Source organism: Rhodococcus aetherivorans, from assembly GCF_025722975.1.
Taxonomy (GTDB): domain Bacteria; phylum Actinomycetota; class Actinomycetes; order Mycobacteriales; family Mycobacteriaceae; genus Rhodococcus; species Rhodococcus aetherivorans.
In genome coordinates this window covers 4,690,863-4,710,355 of the sequence record NZ_CP106982.1, presented here as the reverse complement: position 1 = coordinate 4,710,355, position 19,493 = coordinate 4,690,863, and the positions used below count along the sequence as shown (strand labels likewise).

22 protein-coding genes and 1 tRNA gene are annotated in these 19,493 nt (G+C 70.9%); 12 read left to right on the top strand and 11 right to left on the bottom strand.

Annotation, left to right across the window (positions count from 1 at the left end; translation table 11 throughout):
- Window positions 1-12: 12 nt before the first annotated feature.
- The gene (gene efeU / locus OCS65_RS21390; protein ID WP_006940787.1) at window positions 13-891 is read right to left on the bottom strand and encodes an iron uptake transporter permease EfeU; all 879 of its coding nucleotides are present in this window, start codon (window positions 889-891) and stop codon (window positions 13-15) included.
- Window positions 892-1,030: 139 nt separating this feature from the next.
- Between efeU and OCS65_RS21385 the strand changes: the two genes are divergently transcribed.
- The 6 genes from OCS65_RS21385 to OCS65_RS21360 all read left to right on the top strand — a co-directional run bounded on the left by OCS65_RS21385 (window position 1,031) and on the right by OCS65_RS21360 (window position 5,525).
- Window positions 1,031-1,792: a lytic transglycosylase domain-containing protein gene (locus tag OCS65_RS21385; protein WP_006940789.1), complete on the top strand. Its 762-nt coding sequence runs from the start codon at window positions 1,031-1,033 to the stop codon at window positions 1,790-1,792.
- Window positions 1,793-1,945: 153 nt separating this feature from the next.
- Window positions 1,946-3,232: a phosphopyruvate hydratase gene (gene eno / locus OCS65_RS21380; RefSeq protein ID WP_006940797.1), complete on the top strand. Its 1,287-nt coding sequence runs from the start codon at window positions 1,946-1,948 to the stop codon at window positions 3,230-3,232.
- A 10-nt stretch (window positions 3,233-3,242) separates the two neighbouring features.
- Window positions 3,243-3,905 (top strand): FtsB family cell division protein, encoded by a 663-nt coding sequence (locus tag OCS65_RS21375; RefSeq protein WP_006940798.1) that lies wholly within the window; start codon window positions 3,243-3,245, stop codon window positions 3,903-3,905.
- Window positions 3,902-4,429, top strand: a complete 528-nt coding sequence (locus tag OCS65_RS21370; RefSeq protein ID WP_065922861.1) for a DUF501 domain-containing protein — start codon at window positions 3,902-3,904, stop codon at window positions 4,427-4,429. The genes OCS65_RS21375 and OCS65_RS21370 overlap by 4 nt, the downstream gene beginning before the upstream one ends.
- Entirely contained in the window at window positions 4,426-5,385 is a 960-nt protein-coding gene (locus OCS65_RS21365; protein WP_029542185.1) for a Ppx/GppA phosphatase family protein, read from the top strand. Before OCS65_RS21370 ends, OCS65_RS21365 begins: the two co-directional genes overlap by 4 nt.
- 66 nt (window positions 5,386-5,451) lie before the next feature.
- Window positions 5,452-5,525: transfer RNA gene (locus OCS65_RS21360), tRNA-Leu, on the top strand.
- 113 nt (window positions 5,526-5,638) lie between these two features.
- On the opposite strand, the gene OCS65_RS21355 is transcribed toward OCS65_RS21360, so the two are convergent.
- The 3 genes from OCS65_RS21355 to OCS65_RS21345 form a co-directional block, all read right to left on the bottom strand.
- Entirely contained in the window at window positions 5,639-6,172 is a 534-nt protein-coding gene (locus OCS65_RS21355; protein ID WP_263507549.1) for a DUF1214 domain-containing protein, read from the bottom strand.
- Between the two features lie 131 nt (window positions 6,173-6,303).
- Window positions 6,304-6,480 (bottom strand): hypothetical protein, encoded by a 177-nt coding sequence (locus tag OCS65_RS21350; RefSeq protein WP_263507547.1) that lies wholly within the window; start codon window positions 6,478-6,480, stop codon window positions 6,304-6,306.
- Window positions 6,477-6,827 carry a hypothetical protein gene (locus tag OCS65_RS21345; RefSeq protein ID WP_263507545.1) on the bottom strand — a complete coding sequence of 117 codons (351 nt, stop codon included), beginning with the start codon at window positions 6,825-6,827 and terminating at the stop codon, window positions 6,477-6,479. Before OCS65_RS21345 ends, OCS65_RS21350 begins: the two co-directional genes overlap by 4 nt.
- A gap of 533 nt (window positions 6,828-7,360) precedes the next feature.
- On the opposite strand from OCS65_RS21345, the gene OCS65_RS21340 reads away from it, so the two are divergent.
- Window positions 7,361-7,531 carry a hypothetical protein gene (locus tag OCS65_RS21340; protein WP_006935777.1) on the top strand — a complete coding sequence of 57 codons (171 nt, stop codon included), beginning with the start codon at window positions 7,361-7,363 and terminating at the stop codon, window positions 7,529-7,531.
- Between the two features lie 32 nt (window positions 7,532-7,563).
- Here OCS65_RS21340 and OCS65_RS21335 read toward each other — a convergent pair whose 3' ends face one another.
- Complete coding sequence (locus OCS65_RS21335) at window positions 7,564-7,743, bottom strand: hypothetical protein (protein ID WP_006935779.1); 180 nt, start codon at window positions 7,741-7,743, stop codon at window positions 7,564-7,566.
- A 144-nt stretch (window positions 7,744-7,887) separates the two neighbouring features.
- Here OCS65_RS21335 and OCS65_RS21330 point away from each other — a divergent pair, with 144 nt between their 5' ends.
- On the top strand, window positions 7,888-9,381 hold the full coding sequence (locus OCS65_RS21330) for an amidase (protein ID WP_050034814.1): 1,494 nt from the start codon (window positions 7,888-7,890) through the stop codon (window positions 9,379-9,381).
- A gap of 19 nt (window positions 9,382-9,400) precedes the next feature.
- On the opposite strand, the gene OCS65_RS21325 is transcribed toward OCS65_RS21330, so the two are convergent.
- The 3 genes from OCS65_RS21325 to OCS65_RS21315 all read right to left on the bottom strand — a co-directional run bounded on the left by OCS65_RS21325 (window position 9,401) and on the right by OCS65_RS21315 (window position 10,766).
- On the bottom strand, window positions 9,401-9,550 hold the full coding sequence (locus OCS65_RS21325; RefSeq protein WP_006935782.1) for a hypothetical protein: 150 nt from the start codon (window positions 9,548-9,550) through the stop codon (window positions 9,401-9,403).
- A gap of 94 nt (window positions 9,551-9,644) precedes the next feature.
- A complete protein-coding gene (locus tag OCS65_RS21320) occupies window positions 9,645-10,346 on the bottom strand; it encodes a type 1 glutamine amidotransferase domain-containing protein (RefSeq protein ID WP_050034815.1) in 702 nt (233 codons plus the stop codon).
- Window positions 10,347-10,622: 276 nt separating this feature from the next.
- Entirely contained in the window at window positions 10,623-10,766 is a 144-nt protein-coding gene (locus tag OCS65_RS21315) for a hypothetical protein (RefSeq protein WP_006935784.1), read from the bottom strand.
- Window positions 10,767-11,130: 364 nt separating this feature from the next.
- Here OCS65_RS21315 and OCS65_RS21310 point away from each other — a divergent pair, with 364 nt between their 5' ends.
- Window positions 11,131-12,642, top strand: coding sequence for a DUF4389 domain-containing protein (locus OCS65_RS21310; protein WP_263507542.1), 1,512 nt, complete (start codon window positions 11,131-11,133; stop codon window positions 12,640-12,642).
- Between the two features lie 69 nt (window positions 12,643-12,711).
- On the opposite strand, the gene OCS65_RS21305 is transcribed toward OCS65_RS21310, so the two are convergent.
- Window positions 12,712-12,909, bottom strand: a complete 198-nt coding sequence (locus OCS65_RS21305; RefSeq protein ID WP_263507540.1) for a CsbD family protein — start codon at window positions 12,907-12,909, stop codon at window positions 12,712-12,714.
- Window positions 12,910-13,044: 135 nt separating this feature from the next.
- On the opposite strand from OCS65_RS21305, the gene OCS65_RS21300 reads away from it, so the two are divergent.
- A complete protein-coding gene (locus tag OCS65_RS21300) occupies window positions 13,045-13,236 on the top strand; it encodes a hypothetical protein (RefSeq protein WP_029542193.1) in 192 nt (63 codons plus the stop codon).
- A 25-nt stretch (window positions 13,237-13,261) separates the two neighbouring features.
- Here OCS65_RS21300 and OCS65_RS21295 read toward each other — a convergent pair whose 3' ends face one another.
- Window positions 13,262-14,278 (bottom strand): magnesium transporter CorA family protein, encoded by a 1,017-nt coding sequence (locus tag OCS65_RS21295; protein ID WP_006935791.1) that lies wholly within the window; start codon window positions 14,276-14,278, stop codon window positions 13,262-13,264.
- A gap of 51 nt (window positions 14,279-14,329) precedes the next feature.
- A complete protein-coding gene (locus OCS65_RS21290) occupies window positions 14,330-17,824 on the bottom strand; it encodes a serine/threonine-protein kinase (RefSeq protein ID WP_065922860.1) in 3,495 nt (1,164 codons plus the stop codon).
- 161 nt (window positions 17,825-17,985) lie between these two features.
- Here OCS65_RS21290 and OCS65_RS21285 point away from each other — a divergent pair, with 161 nt between their 5' ends.
- Both OCS65_RS21285 and OCS65_RS21280 read left to right on the top strand, forming a co-directional pair.
- Entirely contained in the window at window positions 17,986-18,345 is a 360-nt protein-coding gene (locus tag OCS65_RS21285) for a hypothetical protein (RefSeq protein ID WP_006935793.1), read from the top strand.
- Entirely contained in the window at window positions 18,339-19,484 is a 1,146-nt protein-coding gene (locus tag OCS65_RS21280; protein WP_263507535.1) for a class I SAM-dependent methyltransferase, read from the top strand. Before OCS65_RS21285 ends, OCS65_RS21280 begins: the two co-directional genes overlap by 7 nt.
- Window positions 19,485-19,493 lie beyond the last annotated feature (9 nt).

The following is a 19,493-nucleotide window of genomic DNA, read 5'->3' as shown; positions in this document are numbered from 1 at the left end:
ACAGGGAGGGGGTCAGACGGCGACGGCCGGTTCGGGTGTGCGGGCCGGCGCGACGGGACGCAGGAACACGTACAGGACGACGACGAGGTAGCTCACCCACGCGACGGCCTGGAGGACGGTGGGGTCCGGACGGAGGTTGAAGATCCCGGCCAGCACGGTGCCGTACCAGCTGCCGGCGTCGTAGTGGGCCGAGACGTCGAAGGCGAGGTTCGAGCCCCCGGGCAGGACGCCGCCGATCTGGAGGGCGCGCAGGCCGTAGGCGAGAATGCCGGCCGCGACCACGATCAGGAAGGCGCCGGTGTACTTGAAGAAGCGGGCCATGTCGATCCGGATCGCCCCGAGGTACATCAGTACCGTGAGCCCGGCGGCCACGCCGATGCCGAGGAGCAGGCCGACGAGCGGCCAGGCGCTGCCGGCGGTGTTCTCCGCGTACCCGACCATGAGCAGTGCGGTCTCGAGGCCCTCACGGCCGACCGCGAAGAACGACAGGGTGAGCACCGCCGCCGGTCCCGCGAGCAGTGCCTTCTCCATTCCGGAGCGCAGGTCCCCGGAGATCGACCGCGACGCCTTGCGCATCCACAGCACCATGGCGGTCACGATCACGACCGCGGCGAGCGACGCGAGGCCCGCGGCCACCTCGGCGGCGAGGCCGGTGAGGGTGGTGGTGCCGAAGTGGATGATCCCGAACGTCGCGGCGACCATGGCGACCGCGGTGCCGACGCCGAGCCATACCCACCTCAGGGCGTCGCGGCGCTGGGCCTTGACGAGGAAGGCGACCAGGATCATCACGACGATGCCCGCTTCGAGGCCCTCGCGGAGCCCGATGAGGCCGGAGCCGAACAGCTGGGTGGCGATCGACGGGGCCTCGGAGCTCGCGGCGAGTGCGGACATGGGCATGACTCCAACGGTTAGGTGAGGCGAACCTCTCTTAGGTGATGCAAGCCGAAAACATACACCCGGTCGGGACTCCGTCGACAGGGACCTTGGTCTCTTTACCTGCGCTTTGCCGGGGATATGGATGATGGGAACCATGCCCCCTGCCGCCTCGCGCCGACGCTCGCCGTGGCCGCGCGTCCTGGTCGGCGCCGTCGCCGCGGTGATCCTCGTGGTCGTCGGCGTTGCCGTCTGGAGCCCGCGCGAGCCGCGCATCCCGATCCCGGACGGCGTCCCGCCCGCCCCCGGAACCGCGGTCCCGGCGATCGACGTCGACGCCCCCGGCCGCACCGCCGACCAGTTGCGGGACTGGGCGGCACCGCAGGCCGAGGCGCTCGGCATCCCCCGCACCGCGCTCGAGGCCTACGGTCACGCCGCAGCCGTGCTCGCCGCCTCGCGCCCCGGCTGCGGGCTCGCATGGACGACGCTCGCCGGCATCGGGAGCGTGGAGAGCCGGCACGGCCGGTACAACGGCGCGAGCATCGCCCCCGACGGACGCGTCGACCCGCCCATCCGCGGTGTGCCCCTCGACGGTGGTCCCGGACTGGCCGAGATCCGGGACACCGACGGCGGCCGGCTCGACGGCGACCCCGTTCTCGACCGGGCGGTGGGGCCCATGCAGTTCATCCCCGAGACCTGGTTCCGCTGGGGCGTGGACGCGAACGGCGACGGCGTCGCCGACCCCGACAACATCGACGACGCGACCCTGACCGCCGGCCGCTACCTGTGCGACCGGGGCGGCGACCTCACCACCGCCGAAGGCTGGACGCGGGCGCTGACGGCCTACAACCTCTCGGGCGAATACCTCGCGCTGGTGCGCGACCGCGCCGCCGCGTACGGGGTGGGCCGTCGGCCCTGACGCGGCTGCCCGATCCGTCCGCCTCCCCGCCGGGCGGGCGGCCGGTGGCCGCCGCCGTGGGGCGCGCCGTGCTTCGGGCGCAGGTCGGGGCGGTTAGGCTGTTCCCAGCGTGCAGACCCCGCAGCGTGAAGTCCATCGAAGGAGAATCAGCCAGTGGCCATCATTGAGCAGGTAGGAGCCCGCGAGATCCTCGATTCGCGTGGTAACCCCACGGTCGAGGTCGAGGTGCTGCTCGACGACGGAAGTTTTGCCCGCGCTGCGGTGCCCTCCGGTGCGTCCACCGGTGAGCACGAGGCCGTCGAGCTGCGCGACGGTGGCGAACGCTACCTGGGCAAGGGCGTCGAGCAGGCCGTCGAGGGCGTCCTCGGCGAGATCGCCCCGGCCATCATCGGCCTCGACGCGACCGAACAGCGCACCGTCGACCAGGCCCTCCTCGACACCGACGGCACCCCCGACAAGGGCCGGCTCGGCGCCAACGCCCTGCTCGGCGCGTCCCTCGCCGTCGCCAAGGCCGCGGCCGAGTCCTCCGGACTCGAGCTGTTCCGCTACCTCGGCGGCCCGAACGCCCACATCCTGCCCGTGCCGATGATGAACATCCTCAACGGCGGCGCCCACGCCGACACCGGCGTCGACGTCCAGGAGTTCATGGTCGCCCCGATCGGCGCCCCCACCTTCAAGGAGTCCCTGCGCTGGGGCGCCGAGGTGTACCACGCCCTCAAGTCCGTGCTCAAGAGCCGCGGCCTGGCCACCGGTCTCGGTGACGAGGGCGGCTTCGCGCCCGACGTCGCCGGCACCAAGGAGGCCCTCGACCTCATCAGCGAGGCCGTCGCCAAGACCGGTCTGAAGCTCGGCACCGACGTCGCGCTCGCGCTCGACGTCGCCGCCACCGAGTTCTACACCGAAGCTGCCGGCTACAAGTTCGAGGGCAAGGACCGCACCGCGGACGAGCTCGCCGACTTCTACAACGAGCTGCTCTCCGCGTACCCGCTGGTGTCCATCGAGGACCCGCTGAGCGAGGACGACTGGGACGGCTGGGTCGCACTGACCGACAAGATCGGCAACAAGGTGCAGCTCGTCGGCGACGACCTGTTCGTCACCAACCCCGAGCGTCTCGAGGAAGGCATCGTCAAGGGCGCCGCCAACGCGCTGCTGGTGAAGGTCAACCAGATCGGCACCCTCACCGAGACCCTCGACGCCGTCGACCTCGCGCACCGCAACGGCTACAAGTCGATGATGAGCCACCGCTCCGGCGAGACCGAGGACACCACCATCGCCGACCTCGCCGTCGCCGTGGGCAGCGGCCAGATCAAGACCGGTGCCCCGGCCCGCTCCGAGCGCGTCGCCAAGTACAACCAGCTGCTGCGCATCGAGGAGTCGCTCGGCGACGCCGCCCGGTACGCCGGCGAACTGGCGTTCCCGCGTTTCAACATCGAGGGCTGAGCGCACCCGCATGAGCCAGCGCGGTAGGTCCCGGCCCGGTGCCCGGCGCACCCGCACCGAGGGTGCGCCGGGCGTCCGGCGGCCCGGACGGGCCCGCCCGGCCGGACCTACCGCCTCGACGGAACCGCCCGCCGACGCTCCCGGTGCCCGCACCGGGGGCGCATCGGGGCGGGCCCGGCCCACCCGCGTCGGAACGCCGCGCGAGTCCCGGCCCGCCCGTGCCGAGCGCACCTTCCTCGGCCTGTCCACCGGCCGTGCCGTCGTCCTCGCCCTCGTGGTGTGCGGCCTCGCCCTGACCCTCGCGGTTCCGTTGCGCACGTACGTCAGCCAGCGCTCCGAGGCCGAGCGGGTCGCCGCGGAACGGGCACAGCTCGAGCAGGAGATAGCGGCGCTCCGCGAACAGAAGGCGCAGATCGAGGACCCGGCGTGGATCCGCGCCCAGGCCCGCGAACGGCTACGGTTCGTCATGCCCGGCGAGACTCCCTACCAGGTGCAGCTGCCCGGCGACTACCAGGAACCGGTCACCGAGCAGACCGAGGAACTGCCCTCCACCGGCGCCTGGTACAGCGACCTGTGGCAGTCGGTGTCCGTTCCCGCGCCAGAACCCGAACCCGCCCCGGTGCCGCGGCAGATGCCGGTGGCGCCCCCAGAACCAGGAGAACCGACCGGGTGACCGATCCCGTCGCACAGGAAGACCTCGACGCCGTCGCCGCCCAGCTCGGGCGGGCCCCGCGTGGCGTCCTCGCCATCGCCTACCGCTGCCCGGACGGAGCCCCCGGCGTCGTGAAGACCGCGCCGAAACTGCCCGACGGCACGCCGTTCCCGACGCTGTTCTACCTCACCGATCCGCGGCTCACCGCCGAGGCCAGCCGGCAGGAATCCGGCGGGGTCATGAAGGAGATGACCGAGCGGCTCGCCGCCGACCCCGACCTCGCGGCCGCGTACCGGCGGGCCCACGAGTCCTACCTCGCCGAACGCGACGCCATCGACTCGCTCGGCACCGACTTCAGCGGCGGCGGCATGCCCGACCGCGTCAAGTGCCTGCACGTGCTGATCGCGCACTCCCTCGCCAAGGGGCCGGGCGTGAACCCGTTCGGCGACGAGGCCGTCGCCCTCGCCGCCGACGCCGGCCTGCGTGGCACCGCCGTCCCCGCCGACTGGCCGACCTACGCCGAGCTGCGCGGAGAGACCGAGTGACCGCCGTCGGCGCCCGCCGCGTCGCGGCGATCGACTGCGGCACCAACTCCATCCGCCTGCTCATCGCCGACCTCGGCGACGACGGCCGGCTCACCGACGTGACGCGGCTGATGCGCATCGTCCGGCTCGGGCAGGGCGTCGACGCCACCGGCCGGCTCGCCCCCGAGGCGATCGAACGCACCCGCGTCGCCCTCGTCGAATACGCCGGCCTCATCCGGGAGACCGGTGCGCAGGCGGTGCGGATGGTCGCGACCTCCGCCACCCGCGACGCCGCCAACCGGGACGACTTCTTCGCGATGACCCGCGAGGTCCTCGGTGCGGTGATCCCCGGTGCCGAGGCCGAGGTCATCACCGGCGACGAGGAGGCGCGGCTGTCCTTCACCGGCGCCGTCGGCGAACTCGACCCCACCCGGGGGCCGTTCGTCGTCGTGGACCTCGGCGGCGGCTCCACCGAGGTGGTGCTCGGCGACGCCGACGGTGTCCATGCCGCCTACTCCACCGACATCGGCTGCGTGCGGCTCACCGAGCGGTGCCTGCACGACGACCCGCCCACGGCCGAACAGATCGCGGCGGCCCGCGAGTTCACGAGGGAGAAGATCGCCGAGGCGCTCGCACACGTGCCGGTCGAGCAGGCCCGTACCTGGGTCGGCGTCGCCGGCACCATGACCACGATCGCGGCCCTCGCGAACGGCCTCGCGGAGTACGACCCCGAACGCGTGCACCTGTCCACCGTCGGTTTCGACCGGCTGCGCGAGGTGTGCGACGGCCTGCTCGCCGCCACGCACGACGAGCGCGCGGCGCTCGGCCCGATGCACCCCGGACGGGTCGACGTCATCGGCGGCGGGGCGATCGTCACGACCGTGCTGGCCGACGAACTCGGCCGTCGCGCGGGCATCGGCGAGCTCGTCGTCAGCGAGCACGACATCCTCGACGGGATCGCGCTGTCGATCGCGTAGGTCGCCGTGGTGTCCTTCCGGACCTGCCCGGGTCCGGAAGGACACCACGCACTACCCTCTTCTTGCGCCCCCATAGCCCAATTGGCAGAGGCAGCGGACTTAAAATCCGCGCAGTGTCGGTTCGAGTCCGACTGGGGGCACTCGATCTATACAATTCGGCGACCAATTCGCGGCCGTAGCAAATGACCCGCACCACCGGGTGCGTCGTCGGGTGAACAGCACGAGGTGCCCAGCATCGACGGCGGTGATCCCTTCAGATCTCCACTTCGTCGAGCTCCCCGGGGCGCCAGGACTTGTCGAAGAACGGTTGTAGCGGGCTGTAGAGACGCAGGCACACACACCATCCCCTGCCCGGCGTCGTCTGGATCCAGTTGCCATCGGGTACGCCGTCGGGGAGTTCGGGCGCGAAGTGCACCGTCATCGACCCGTCGGGATCGGCGGTCGCAGCCCGGCGAGGGTAGCCCTGGCTGCCGACTTTCGAGAATCGTTGCGGTGTGTCGAGCATGGACCGGGTCTGGTTGTCCCACGCGGTCAGGGAACCAGAACCTGGCGGCCGGGATGCCAGGGGAAGCGACACCGTGTAATGCCTGCCGCCGTCGAGGGTTCGGCCCTCTTTGTCCGCGGCCGCGACGAGGTACTGCGAACCGAGGTTCGTGATCCGCATGCACATCGCCGGACTGATTCCCCAGGCGAGGCGGAAGAACTGGGTGCGAAGATGCAGCTTCCGTGCGCCGTCGGACGGGTACGGCCCGATTCCCGTGTCGGAAACCTCCGCGGGCGGGGTCATGAAGTCGTAACCGCCCGCGAGCAGGCCGTTGACCTATTGCGACGCCTCCCCGTAGTAGTGGACCCCGTCTTCTGTGCGCGGGCGGAAGGTGAGGGTGCGTGCGATCGCATTGCCCACGGCGGCTGCCTCGGTCAGGATCTCCCGCATCCGCGCATCCGCGCATCCGGCTCGAAGGCCTTGCCCTTGACGATCCCGATCGCGGCGAGTTCGCCGGCAATCTCGGCATCGAGTGCCTCGGCGGGCTGGTCGCTCACCAGGTCACTCGCGAACTGGTAGAACGAACTGTCGTTGGGATCGACGGTGTTCATGGGGAGACCGGTTCCCTCGACGAACCGCCGGCACCGCGGTCCGGGCCGCCCATGCCGGAGTCGGTCACCCACCGTGCCCACATGTCGTTCATGAATGTGAGTGTGAGCGGCCGACTCTCGACCACCAGTGGACCGCAGGTCAGGTCCGCGGACGTCGAGAAGTAGAGAGAGCTGGAACTTCCCCCGAGCAGGATCGTCCTGGAGTCCAGCATCCCCGACCACACGACGACGTCGTTGTCCCGGATGCCCGCCTCGAGATACCCCTTGCGCATCGCCCAGCTGTTGACTCCGGGAAGTGCATTCAGGAACGTGTTGAGGGCCTCCGAAGGCCGCGTGGTTTCGTCCATGATGTCGGTCCTCTCTCGGAATCAGTGGACTCGCAGGTTGAGCCCCGGATGCGCGGTACACAGTCGTCGGCCGCCGATCGAGTAGCTCCCTTCACCTGCAAGGGATGAGGAGCGCAGGCCCCGCCTGCTCCCAGCCCATTCCTCGGTCGGGAAGCGTCCACGGGTGCGTGCGTGCCCACGCGTCCGCCTAGTCCTGGGTCGCGAACGGCTGCTCGTCGACGACGGCGCCGTCCGTGTGCACGATCCGGGAGTACTTCCAGTGGGCATCGTCCCGGACGAAGGCCCTGGTCGCGGCGCATTCGTCGAATCATCTGCGCTCAGCAGCCGCCAGGCAGCGAAGGCCTGTTGCTGTCCCCGACAGCCGACCGACACCCACTGATGATCTTGTTCGCACGGACTTGCGGACCGACCAGGTCCTCACCGTTGTCGGGGTTCTGTTCTCGGACGCTCGTGACTGCCGGCGAGCGTTGACGGAGGCGGACGACCGCTCGTCTCACCCAGCGGAGGACCCGCGATGACGATACGTTCGGTGTATGTCGAACGAAACCGAAAGTGCCGTTCTGCCCCTCAGCACCCCGGTCACGATGAGCATCGTCCGTGCGTTCCTCGCGGGCGCTCCGGAAGACGCCACGCTGGAACTCGATTCGTCCAATTCTGCAGAGCCGAGACTCGTGCTGACGTGGGCGAAGCGTCAGGAGGGCTGAATCCACCCCCCGAGCAGCCCGGTCCGCTGCGGTCAGGTCCGCTCGGAGTTCTCCCGCTTCTCCCAGTCTGCCTCGACCTGCTCCTCCAGGGTCCATCCCGGGGTTCCCGCCCGCGGATGCGTGTGCGCCCACGCCAGGGCCTCGTCCTCGGTCTCGAACGGCTGCTGGTCGACGACGGACCCGTCTTCGTTGACTATCCGAAAGTGCTTCATATCCAAAATCGTTGCAGGCCCCCGTCCCGATCGGGCGCATTCGGTCGAACCCGGTCGCGCGAACATCGCGGGAAAGCGCTCCCCTCGCGCTGGCCCCGGCGGGAGAATGAGGAGACACCGCCGGGTTCCCGAGGAGGCGGAGCCGTGGACTACGCCGAGTACCGCCGGTTCGACGCCGTGGGCCTTGCCGGGCTCGTCGCGAGCGGGCAGGTCGACGCGGGGGAGCTGCTCGAAGCGGCGCTGAGCCGACTCCACACTGTGGAGCCGACTCTGAACACGGTGGTGTACCGGCTCGACGAGCGCGCCCGTGCCCGGGCGCGCGAGATACTCACCGGCCCGTTCGCCGGGGTGCCGTTCCTGGTCAAGGATCTGTTGCAGGACGTCGCCGGGACGCCCACCGGAAGTGGCAGCCGCGCCCTCGCCGCACTGCCCGCCGAGCGCAACGCGCTGGTCGTGGACCGGTGGCTCGGAGCGGGACTGGTGATCTTCGGGAAGACCAACACCCCCGAGTTCGGCGCGAAGGGCATCACCGAGCCGGAGGTCAACGGTCCCACCCGTAATCCGTGGAATCCCGCGCACACCCCGGGCGGATCCTCCGGGGGTTCGGCCGCCGCGGTGGCGGCGGGGGTGGTGCCGGCGGCGGGGGCGAACGACGGCGGCGGTTCGATCCGCATCCCGGCGGCGTGCTGCGGGCTGGTCGGCCTGAAACCGGGGCGCGGTGTGGTTCCGAGTGGTCCCGCGTTCGGTGAGCTCCTGCACGGAGCCGTCAGCCACGGGGTGGTGACGCGCACGGTACGGGACACGGCGGCGATGCTGGACGTGCTCGCCGGTCCGGACCCGGCGGGTCCGTATCTGGTTGCCATGCCCGAGGATTCGTATTCCTCTGTGGCGTCGGAAGAACCCCGCAGGCTGCGCATCGGATTCGCGACGGAATCGCCGCTCGGCACGCCGGTGGATCCGGCGGCCGTCGCGGCCGTCGCCGATGCGGCGACCCTGCTCGGCGAACTCGGGCACCACGTGGAACCCGCGGCCACCGGAGTCGACGAACGCGGCCTCGCAGTGGATTTCCTGACGATGTGGTTCGCGGGGGTGGCCGTCGAGATCCGGCGAGCCCGTCGGCTCACCGGGTGTGGTCCCGAGGGATTCGAAATGGACACCCGTCTTCTCGCCGCCCTCGGGGACTCGGTGCGGCCGTCCGAGTACCTCGCCTCGCTCGAGCGGTGGAACGGATACGCCCGCCGGTTGGCGGTCTTCCATGAGACGTACGACCTGTTGCTGACTCCGACGCTTGCGTTCCCGCCGGCGCGGATCGGTGAGTTGACCACCCCCCGCGTCGTCCGCGCCGCCGGTCGCGCCCTCCTCGCGGCACATCTGGGAGGGGTCCTCCGCCGGGCGGGCGTCATGGATCGCATCGTGGACGAGAACCTCGGTCGGACGCCCTACACCCAGTTGGCGAATCTGACCGGAAGGCCGGCGATTTCGTTGCCGCTGTACTGGACGACGACGGGCCTGCCGCTCGGGGTGCAGTTCGTGGCGCCTCTGGGCGGTGAGGGTTTGCTGCTGTCCCTGGCGGCCGAACTCGAGCGGGCACGACCGTGGTTCGACCTGCAGCCGCCGTTGTCGGTGCCGGCTGCCTGACTGCAGTGTCGGCCACGCGTCAGGGCAGCGGCGCGCCCGCCGTCAGCAACAGCACGGTCCCCACTGCGACGACGACCGCGATCATCACGACGATCGCGGCCGTGCCACGGGGCTCTTCGGGGTCCCCGAAGAACGGCTCTTCCTTGTTCCACTTCCACAGCCGGCGCACCCCTACATGAAACCGGGTGACCGGTATGTCCGCAATGTGACACCCCGCGCCCCGGCTCGGTCAGGGCGACAAGCGTCGCCCGCTCGGGGCGAGATCAGTTCTTCGCCGCCTCGACCACCCGCTCCGCCACCTCGCGCGACGACGCCGGGTTCTGTCCGGTGTAGAGGCGGCGGTCGACCACGACGTGCGGTTGCCACGCCGGTCCCGCGGAGAACTGGGCGCCGCTCTCACGGAGGCGATCCTCGAGCAGCCACGGCGCCTTCTCGGCCAGCCCGGCCTGCGTCTCCTCCTCGTTCGTGAAGCCGGTCATCCGGTACCCGTCGAAGAGCCAGCCGCCGTCCGCGCGTCGTGCCGGCAGCAGTGCGGCGGGGGCGTGGCATACGACGGAGACGAGCTTGTCGGCGTCCAGGAAGTTCCCGAGCAGCCGGCCGAACGGTTCGGACACGGCAAGATCCTCCATCGGGCCGTGCCCACCCGGGACGAACACGAGGTCGTAGTCCTCGGCGCGCACGTCCTCGAGCACGGTGGGGGAGTCGAGGACCGGCTTCAGGTCGGCGAGGGTCTGCCGCAGTTCGTCGCTGCGCTCCTCGCCTCCGGCGGCGTCGGGCGCGAGACTGGCTTCGTCCACGACGGGGGTGCGGCCACCCGGTGTGGCGAACGTGATGTCGAATCCGGCGTTGGTGAACACCCGGTACGGCTCGATCAGCTCCTCGGCCCAGAACCCCGTGGGGTGTCGCGTCCCGTCGGCCAGCGTCCAGTGATCGGCTCCGGTGACGACGAACAGCACCTTGGTCATGATGGAAGTCCTTCCGGTCGGGAAAGGGTCGTGGGCGACCCTCGGACTGCGTTCCCGTTCCCGGCCGATTCCAATCGTCGACCGAACGGCGTCCGGAATGACGAACGCCCCGGCGCGGGGCCGGGGCGTTCGCGTGGCCGGGTCTTCCCCACCGGCCGCCGTCCACTGTACGCCTTCCGGACGGCGGCCCTGTCGCACGGGCCTCTAGGACAGGGAGACTGCCGGGATCGTCTGGCGGGCTTGTCATCCCGCAATCCGGGCCGGCAGCGACGCGGGTCAGGCCCGGGCGGAGAAGATGCCGTGGTAGTCGTACGGACCGCTCGGCGGCTGCGAGGTCGCGACGGGCTCGGTGTTCCCCTCGTCGCCGGGAGTGGTGGGCTCGACGAAGAGCGGCGTCTGGAACTCGGTTTCGTTGTGCATGATGTCCTTTCGGGCCGGCGAGCCGGGTCGGGGCGGCGGAGCCGCAGCTGTGGTACCCCGACGCTGCCGCCGCTACACCCGTACCCGGTATGCGGGTAGGACGGTCACGGGACAGGGCTCGGTTGGTGGTGCTCGACCGAAATCACGCTGTACTCGCCCGATCGGAAGCGATCGACCGAGACGTGTCGTCGATGCAGTCACCCTACACGGCGGGAGGTGGCCGATGCGTTACGCGCATGGAACCTGTGCGTGACGTGTCGCGGGGTGCGGCGCGGCGAGGTGAGGCAAAGTCTTGTTCGTCCTGTTCGGTGGCGTCTACGGTGAGTGCGGACCGCGTGTACGACACTGCGAATCGGAGGCCGATATGAAGGCCGGCAAGATCGTCATGTTCGTTGTAGGCGTCCTGCTGTCGATGCTCGGCCTGGCGTTGCTCGTCGCCGCCGGAGTGCTCGGCTGGGGATACTTCGCCCAGCGCGACGACGGCTGGTTCACCGCTCCCACCGAGCGGTACCGCACCGACTCGAGTGCGCTCGTCTCCGAGCGCATCGACCTGGTCTTCGACGACGCGCCGACAGGTTTCGGCGCCGAGGACCTCGGCCGGCTCAGATTGCGTGCGGCGTCGGAGGATCCCGGCCGGCCGGTGTTCGTCGGCATCGGCCCGCAGGCGGAGGTCGACGCCTTCCTGTCCGGCGTCGCGCACGCCGAGATCACCGACGTCCGGTTCGAGCCGTTCCGCGCCGAGTATCGCGAGATCCCAGGCGACGACCCCGCCCGCGTGCCCGGTGACGAGGACTTCTGGGCCGCGTCGGCCTCCGGCCCGGGCACCCAGGAGCTGCGCTGGGAATTCCAGGAAGGGGTGTGGTCGATCGTCGTGATGAACGCCGACGCCACCCCGGGCGTGGCGGTGGACCTGCAGGCGGGCGCCCAGTTCCCGTTCCTGGGACCGCTCGCGCTGTGGCTGCTGATCAGCGGGCTCGTGCTACTGGTGATCGGGGTGCCGCTGCTCGTCCTCGGAGCGGTGGGACTCGGCCGGCACGGCCCGCCCGCGGCGCACGCTCCGCCTCCCGCAGCCGTCGCCCCGGGCTCCTATCCGGTGATGCTGCGCGGCGATCCGGACGCGCCGTCGCGCGGGCTGTGGCTCGTGAAGTGGCTCTTGGCGATCCCGCACTACATCGTGCTCTTCTTCCTCGCGATCGCGCATTTCGTCACGACGATCGTCGCGGGCTTCGCGATCCTGTTCACCGGCCGCTACCCACGGCCGCTGTTCGACTTCAACGTCGGCGTGATGCGGTGGTGGTGGCGCGTCGGGTTCTACACCTACGCGGCCCTGGGCACCGACCGGTATCCGCCCTTCACGCTGCACCGCACGGACTATCCCGCCGATTTCGACGTCCCCTACCCGGAACGCCTCTCCCGGGGACTGGTGCTGGTCAAGTGGTGGCTGCTCGCCGTCCCGCACTATCTGATCCTCGCCGTGCTCGTCGGGGGTGGGGCCACAGCGGCGTCGGGGAACGGCGACGACTGGGACGACGCGGTGTGGACCTACTCGTGGTCGCTGCTCGGCATTCTCGTGCTCGTCGCGGCGATCGCCCTGCTGTTCACCGCCCGTTACCCGAGCGGGTTGTTCGATCTCGTCGTGGGCATCAACCGCTGGCGGTTCCGCGTGTGGGCCTACGCGGCCCTGCTGCGCGACGAGTACCCGCCGTTCCGGCTCGACCAGGGTCCCCGGGAACTGCACGAGTACGTGGCACCGGAGGGGCCGCACGACGACCTCCCGCCCGAACACGGCCCCACCCGAACGCAGATCCCGCTCTCGAAGGAGCAGTACGGCGACCCGGCCTCCGGGGAGCAGACCCGCCCCGGGGAGGGACGCTGACGGTCCCCGGACATGAGCCGTGGCCTCGTCGACAGGGTCGACGAGGCCACGTGCATGCGTGCCGCGGCACTACTTCTTGAACGAGTCCTTGACCTTGCCGGCGGCGTCGGAAATCTTGTCGCCGGCCTGCTTGAGGCTGCTCGACGCCTGGTCGCCCCGGCCCTCCGCCTCGAGGTTACGGTCACCGGTCGCGCGGCCCGCTCCCTCCTTGGCCTGACCGGACACGTCCTCCGCCTTGTGCTTGGCCTTGTCGATGAAATCAGCCATGTCTCCTCCTTCGTCCGTGGTCGCTTCCCCTGCCGGTTACCCCACAGCGCGTCGGCTCAATCCCCGCGCCGCGGGGACGGCTCAATCCCCCGCGCCGCGGGTTTGGCCGCCGCGTCACCGGGGAAAGCCCCGGGCATGGCTACTTACCGAGTGATCGACCCCAAGGGCGAAGTGGTGGCGACCAAGGACATCGAGAGCGCGGACGACGCGCACGCCTGGTTCGTGGACTCCAAGGCCGACAACAGCGAGCTGGGCTGGCGTATGGAGGTCAGGGTCGAGGGCGACCACGACTGGCGGTTCTTCGACGACACCGAAGGAACCTCGTAGCACGGCCGGACGCGGGCCGCGCCGGTCACAACCAGTTGCGTTGCTTGAACACGATGTAGAGCATCCCCGCCGACCCGGCGATGATCGCGGTGCTCGACAACACCCCGCTCCACTGCCCGAAGCCGGGGTACGGCACGTTCTGGCCGTACCAGCCCGTCACCGCGGTGGGCACGGCGATGATCGCGGCCCACCCCGTGAGCTTCCTCATCACCATGTTCAGCCGCGCGTCCTGCAGCGACAGGTTGGTCTCGAAAACCGTGGTGACCATGTCGCGCAGCGACTCGGTCCACTCCGTCGCGCGGATCACGTGGTCGTACAGGTCGGTGTACCAGCCGTCGAGCTCGACGGAGTTTCCCCGCTCGGCCCGGTGCCGCATCACCGCGGCCACCACCTCCCGCATCGGCAGCACGACCCGGCGCAGCTGGACGAGTTCCTTGCGTACCCGGTAGGTGTGACGCTGGAGCGCGCGAATGTGCGCGCGCTCGTCGAACAACCCGTCCTCCAGTTCCTCGATCGCGTCGTCGAGCCCCTGAATGGTCTCGAACTGGCCGTCGACGACGACGTCGAGCAGCCCGTGCAGCAACGCGGCGGTGCCGTGCCGGAGCAGATCGGAGTTGTCGTCCCAGCGCCGCATCACCTCGCCGACGTCCAATCCGGTGCCCCGATGCACCGTGACCAGGCCGCGCGGGACCACGAACACCGAGACCCGCGTGATCCTGAGCCGTGACCCGTGCGCATCGGCCGGCTCGCTCTCGTCCGCCAGCGACGTGGCGTAGATCGTCATGAAGGTGTGGGTGGCGTAGCGGGTGACCTTCGTGCGTTCCGCGTGCGCCACGACGTCCTCGACGGCATGCGGATCGAAATCCAGCTCGTCCGCGACGTCGGACAGCTCGCGGTGCGTCGGATCGTGCAGGTCCACCCACACCAGGGCCCCCTCGTCCTGAAGGTGCTCGGAGACCTCGGCCAGCGGATAGTTCTCGGCGACGAGCCGTCCGTCGCGCCAGAGCCGGGTGCGGACGTGGTCGGGAACAGCAGCGGTCACGTTCGCAGTCTGCCCTACCCGTCCGCCGACGCGTGCCCCGACGGCCGGTGCTCAGAGCGCGGTGCTCGTGCCGCCCGACTCCGTCAGCCGCAGCATCTCGTCGAGAAAGGCCTCGTCCACCGCCGGCCAGTCCGGGGGCCACAGCAGAGTCTGCAGCCGGTCGCGGAGCAACGGGAGGACCTGCACCACATGGGCTCCACCGTCGACGAGATAGCGGAGCATGCCCAGCCGCCCGCACGTGGCCACCGCGGGGGCCAGCACCTCCTGGGCCTCCTCGAGACGTCCGGCCGCGTGCAGGCACGCCACGAGCAGCCGCGCCGCCTGCAGTTCGGCGCGGTACCGGCCGCGGCCGGACACCCGGCGATGCCACAGCCGGGCCCAGTCGCAGGCCCGGGCCACGTCCTCGGCCCGGCCCGTGCCGTAGAGGAGACGGATGGCGGTGGCGTCCTCCACCTGCGCGGTGATCTCCGCGATGCCGTCCGGATCCGGGGCGTCGGAATCCGGCATCTCCCGCGGGGCGGGCCGCGGAACCGGCAGGCCGAGCCGCACGCGTTCGTTGATCACCCGGGCACGCAGCCGCGGCAACCGGTAGTCGTCGGCGGCCCGCGCTCCCTCGTCGAGCAGTGCCGCCGCCGCGGCGCGGTCGCCGCGCAGCGCCTTGAGCCGCGCGGCCGTGACGAACCGGGCGATCATGAAGTCCGGTACGCCGCCCTCGGTTCCGAGCTCGTGACTCTCGTCGAGCAGAGCCTCGGCCTCGGCGATCCGGCCCTGCTCGTAGAGCAGCTCCCCGAGCATGGCGGCGGCCAGGCGCGCGGCATGGGTGTGGACGCCGCCCCCCTTGCGGGCGGCCCGCAACCCCGCGCGGAAGTGCCTTTCGGCCGTGGCGACGTCGAGCTGCTCGTTGGCCGCGATGCCGAGCAGGCACAGCCCGTACACGAGGCTGAAGGGGCCGTTGGTGGCCCGGTGGTACGGCTCGGCCCACCGCTGCCGTCGCCGCGCCGCCTCGAAGTCGAACCGGTAGACGTCCACGAAGGTCGCCACGTTCGCCGCGACGGACACCACCCAAGGGCGGAAGGTGTCCGGGTCGTCCAGGCACGGCGCGACCTTGTCCGCGACGCCGGCGGTGTGGTCGGTGGAGGCGGCGACGACACCGTCGACGACGTCGGCCTCGACCTGCAGGACCGCGATGTCCTCCTCGGGCGCGTTGCAGCAGCTCAGGCATCCCCGGGCCGCGGCGAGGGCGACGCGGGTCTGGTCGGCCCGTTGCAGCAACGCGTTCGCCCACGCGACGGTCATCTGCAGCTGCGGATGCGCCGCCACCCCACGCGGCGGCAGTTTCGCGACCAGCGCCAGCAGCGTCGTCATGTGGGAGTGCTCGACCAGGAGCATCCCGTCGGCGGCGACCATCTCGACCGCGAGTTCCGGCTCGTCGGCGCTGAGCGCATGGTCCACGGCCTCGCGCAGCATGTGCTGGCGCGCAAACCATTCCGCGGCGGCGTGGTGCAGCGCGCCCACGCGTTCGGGGTGATCGCGTTCGAGCCGGCGGCGCAGGAAGTCCGCGAACAGCCGGTGGTAGCGGAACCAGCGGCCCTCGTCGTCGACCCGGCGCAGGAACAGGTCCCGCTCCTCGATCTGCTCGAGCATCGCCTGCCCGTGCGGGTCGCCGGTGAGCGCGGTGGCGAGGCTGCCGGTGATCTCCTCGGTGATCGACGTCGCGAGCAGGAACTCGTACACCTCCGGCTCGAGGGTGTCGAGCACGTTGTCCGCGAGGAACTCGCCGATGGCGTGGTGCCGGCCGGAGAGGTTCTCGATCAGCCCGGTCGGATCCTCACTGTCGCGCAGCGACAACGACACCAGTTGCAGCGCGGCGACCCAGCCGTCGGTGACGTCGGTCAGGTCGCGGACGTCCTCGGGCTCGAGGTCCAGGCCGCTCACGTCGCGCAGAAAGGCATCGGATTCCTCGGCGTCGAAACGCAGGGCGTCCGAGTCGATCTCGATGAGCTCGTCGAGGACCCGCATCCGGCTGAGCGGTAAGCCGGCCTGGCTCCGGCTGGTCACCACGATCTGCAGGTGATGGCACCCGCGGTCGAGGAGGAAGTCCAGTGCGGCGACGGTCCCCGGGGCGGTGACGAGGTGCCAGTCCTCGATCACCAGGGCCATCGGCGCCTCCTCCCGGTGGATCTCGTCGATCAGGGTGGACAGCACGTACCGCTCGGCGTCGTCGCCGTGGGCCTCGAGCACCTGCCGCAGCTGACGGGCGAACTGCGGACGCACCTGCCGGAACGCCTCGATCAGATGGGTGAGGAACCACACCACGTTGTTGTCGTCCCGATCGACCGCGAGCCACGCCACCGCAACACCCTCGGCGGTGAGTACCTCCCGCCACTGGGCGGCCAGCGTCGACTTCCCGAACCCGGTCGGGGCGTGGATCGCGACGAGGCGGCGGCGCCGGCCGAGGCGCAGCCGGTCGATGAGCCGGGTGCGCTTCACCAGCGGCCGGGTGGGTGCCTGCGGCCGGAATCGGGTCGCCGGCACCGGCGGCGTGGTGATCGCGGTGGGCGTGGGGTGCGGTCCGGTGGTGTGCGTGGTCCCCGCGACCGGCAGCGGCCCGAGACTGTCCGGACCCACGGGCAGCGCCATCTCGTCCACGTCGCAGCCGCCGCGCTCCTGCGCCTGCTGCAGCAGCTCCCCGAACTCCGCGGCGGACTGCGGACGGGCATCCGGCTCGGTGGCCATGCCGCGCTCGAGGGCCGAGCACACGTCGTCCGGGACGCCGGTGCTACGCAGATCCGGGACCGGTTCGGTCGTGATCCGCAGGAACTGTGTGACGACCTGCTCGCCGCGGCGCCGCTCGAACGCCGCGTGCCCGGTCAGCGCACAGAACAGGGTGGCGGCCAGGCCGTAGACGTCGGCGGCCGGGGTGGGCGGCGTGCCGGCCAGGATCTCCGGCGCGGTGAACGCCGGGGAGCCGGTGATCGCGCCCGACGAGGTGTGGAAGCCGTCGCCGATGCGCGCGATGCCGAAGTCGGTCAGCTGCGGTTCGCCGTACTCGGTGAGCAGGATGTTCGCGGGCTTGACGTCGCGGTGCAGCACGTCGGCCCGGTGTGCCGTCTCGAGCGCCCCGGAAAGCTTGACGCCGATGCGCAGCACGTCCGGCCACGGCAGCGGTCCGTAGCGGCGGATGCGGGCCTCGAGCGAGTCGTGCGGGTGGTAGTGCATCACCAGGTAGGGCCGGCCGCTGCCGGTCGTGCCGACCTGCAGCACGGTGACGATGTGCGGGTGCCCGGAGAGCCGGCCCATCGCGCGCTGCTCGCGGAGGAACCGTTCGAGGTTGTCGGCGTCGAGCGTCGCGGTGAGCACCTTCACCGCGACGGTGCGGTCTAGTGCCGTCTCCCGGCACCGGTACACCACCCCGAAACCGCCGCGGCCGATCTCCACGGCGTCCGCGAACCCCGCGAGGCGCAGATCTTCGACGGTCTCGTCCTCCGCCGCGCCGGCGTGGGAGACCGGGGCTCGCCGGGTGGCGAGTGGATCGTTCTCTGCCATCGGGGCACTCACCTCACGTGGATTCCTCCAGGATAGTCCCGGGTGTGGCGGGCACGACACGGATCGATCGCCGGTTCTCCATTACCGTTGTCCGGCCGGGCCTCCCGGCAACGACGGCCGGAAACTCCGGGAAACGACACTGCGATCGGAATTGGGAAACGATGAAGAAGACTCTCGCGGCGCTGTTCGGTACGGGTGCGGTGCTGCTCGCGGCGGCCTGCGGATCGTCCGGCGACTCCGGCTCCGCAGGGGAGGGGACCACCGAGTCCACCACCGCCGCGCCGAGCACGAGCCAGGTCACCGGAAGCACCGGCATCGAGCTGGGCCAGAGCTACGACCAGATCTGCAGCGCCCTGGTGCCGTACTTCGACCAGCTCGAATCCTGGGGGCAGGACCGCACCCAGGCCGCGACCTCCGTCGCCGACGCGCAGAAGTCGCTGCCGGGTTGGGCGGAGCTGAGCGAGGAACAGCAGGCCGAAACGCTGCGCGCCGTCGAGAACGCCGGCAAGGGGCAGTGCTGACCGGCGACTCTGCTGCCGGCGACGAGTTGTTCGGCCGGTTGCGGCGCCTCCCGGACGTGGAGGCGCCCAACCTGGTCGCCGTCGACGCCGCCGACAGGTTGATCCTCGACGAAGCCGACGCCGCGCTCGCCGCGGCGCCGGCCGGGACCGTCGCGGTGATCGACGACCACTACGGCGCCCTCACCCTCGGCGTCGCCGTGCGGTACTCCGCGTCGGGGATCCGGGTGCACCAGGACTCGGTGGTGGGGGAGCGGGCCCTGGCCGCGAACGCCGCGCGCGAGGGCCTGTCCGATCGCTTCACCGTGCACGGTCTCGGCGCCGATCTGCTCACCGGGGCCCGGGTGGTGGTGCTGCAGCTGCCGCGGTCGCTCGCCGCGCTCACCGAGATCGCCGAGACCGTCGCCCGGCACGCCGACCCCGGCGTGACGGTGTTCGCCGGTGGCCGCGACAAGCACATCACGCCCGCGATGAACGAGGTGCTGGCCCGGAGCTTCACCGAGGTCTGGGCCTCCCGGGGCCGGCAGAAGTCACGGGTGCTCACCGCCCGCGGCCCGATCGCCGCCGAGCCGACCTACCCGGTGACCGAGACGGTGACCGACGTCGGGCTCACCGTCGTCGCGCACGGGGCCGCGTTCGCCGGTTCCCGCCTGGACATCGGCACCCGATTCCTGCTGGACTTCCTGCCCCGGCTGCCACGCGACGCGAGGACTGCCGTCGACCTCGGCTGCGGCACCGGCATCCTCGCCGTCGCGGCGGCCCGGCGGTTCCCCGGGCTGCGGGTGATCGCCACCGATCAGTCGGCCGCGGCGGTCGCGTCGGCCGCCGCCACCGCCGCCGCGAACCACGTCGCGGACCGGGTCGAGGTCCTGCGCGACGACGTGGCCGGGTCGCTGCCGGACGCCTCCGTCGACGTGGTGCTGTGTAATCCGCCGTTCCACGTCGGCGCCGCCGTGCACACCGGCGCGGCCGTGAAGATGTTCGACGCGGCCGCCCGGCTGCTGCGCCCGGGCGGTGAACTGTGGACCGTCTACAACACCCACCTGAACTATCGTGGGATGCTGCAGCGGACGGTCGGCCGCACAGAAGTTGCAGGACGCAACCGTAAGTTCACCGTGACCCGCTCCGTGCGCACCCGGTAGAGTCCGGTT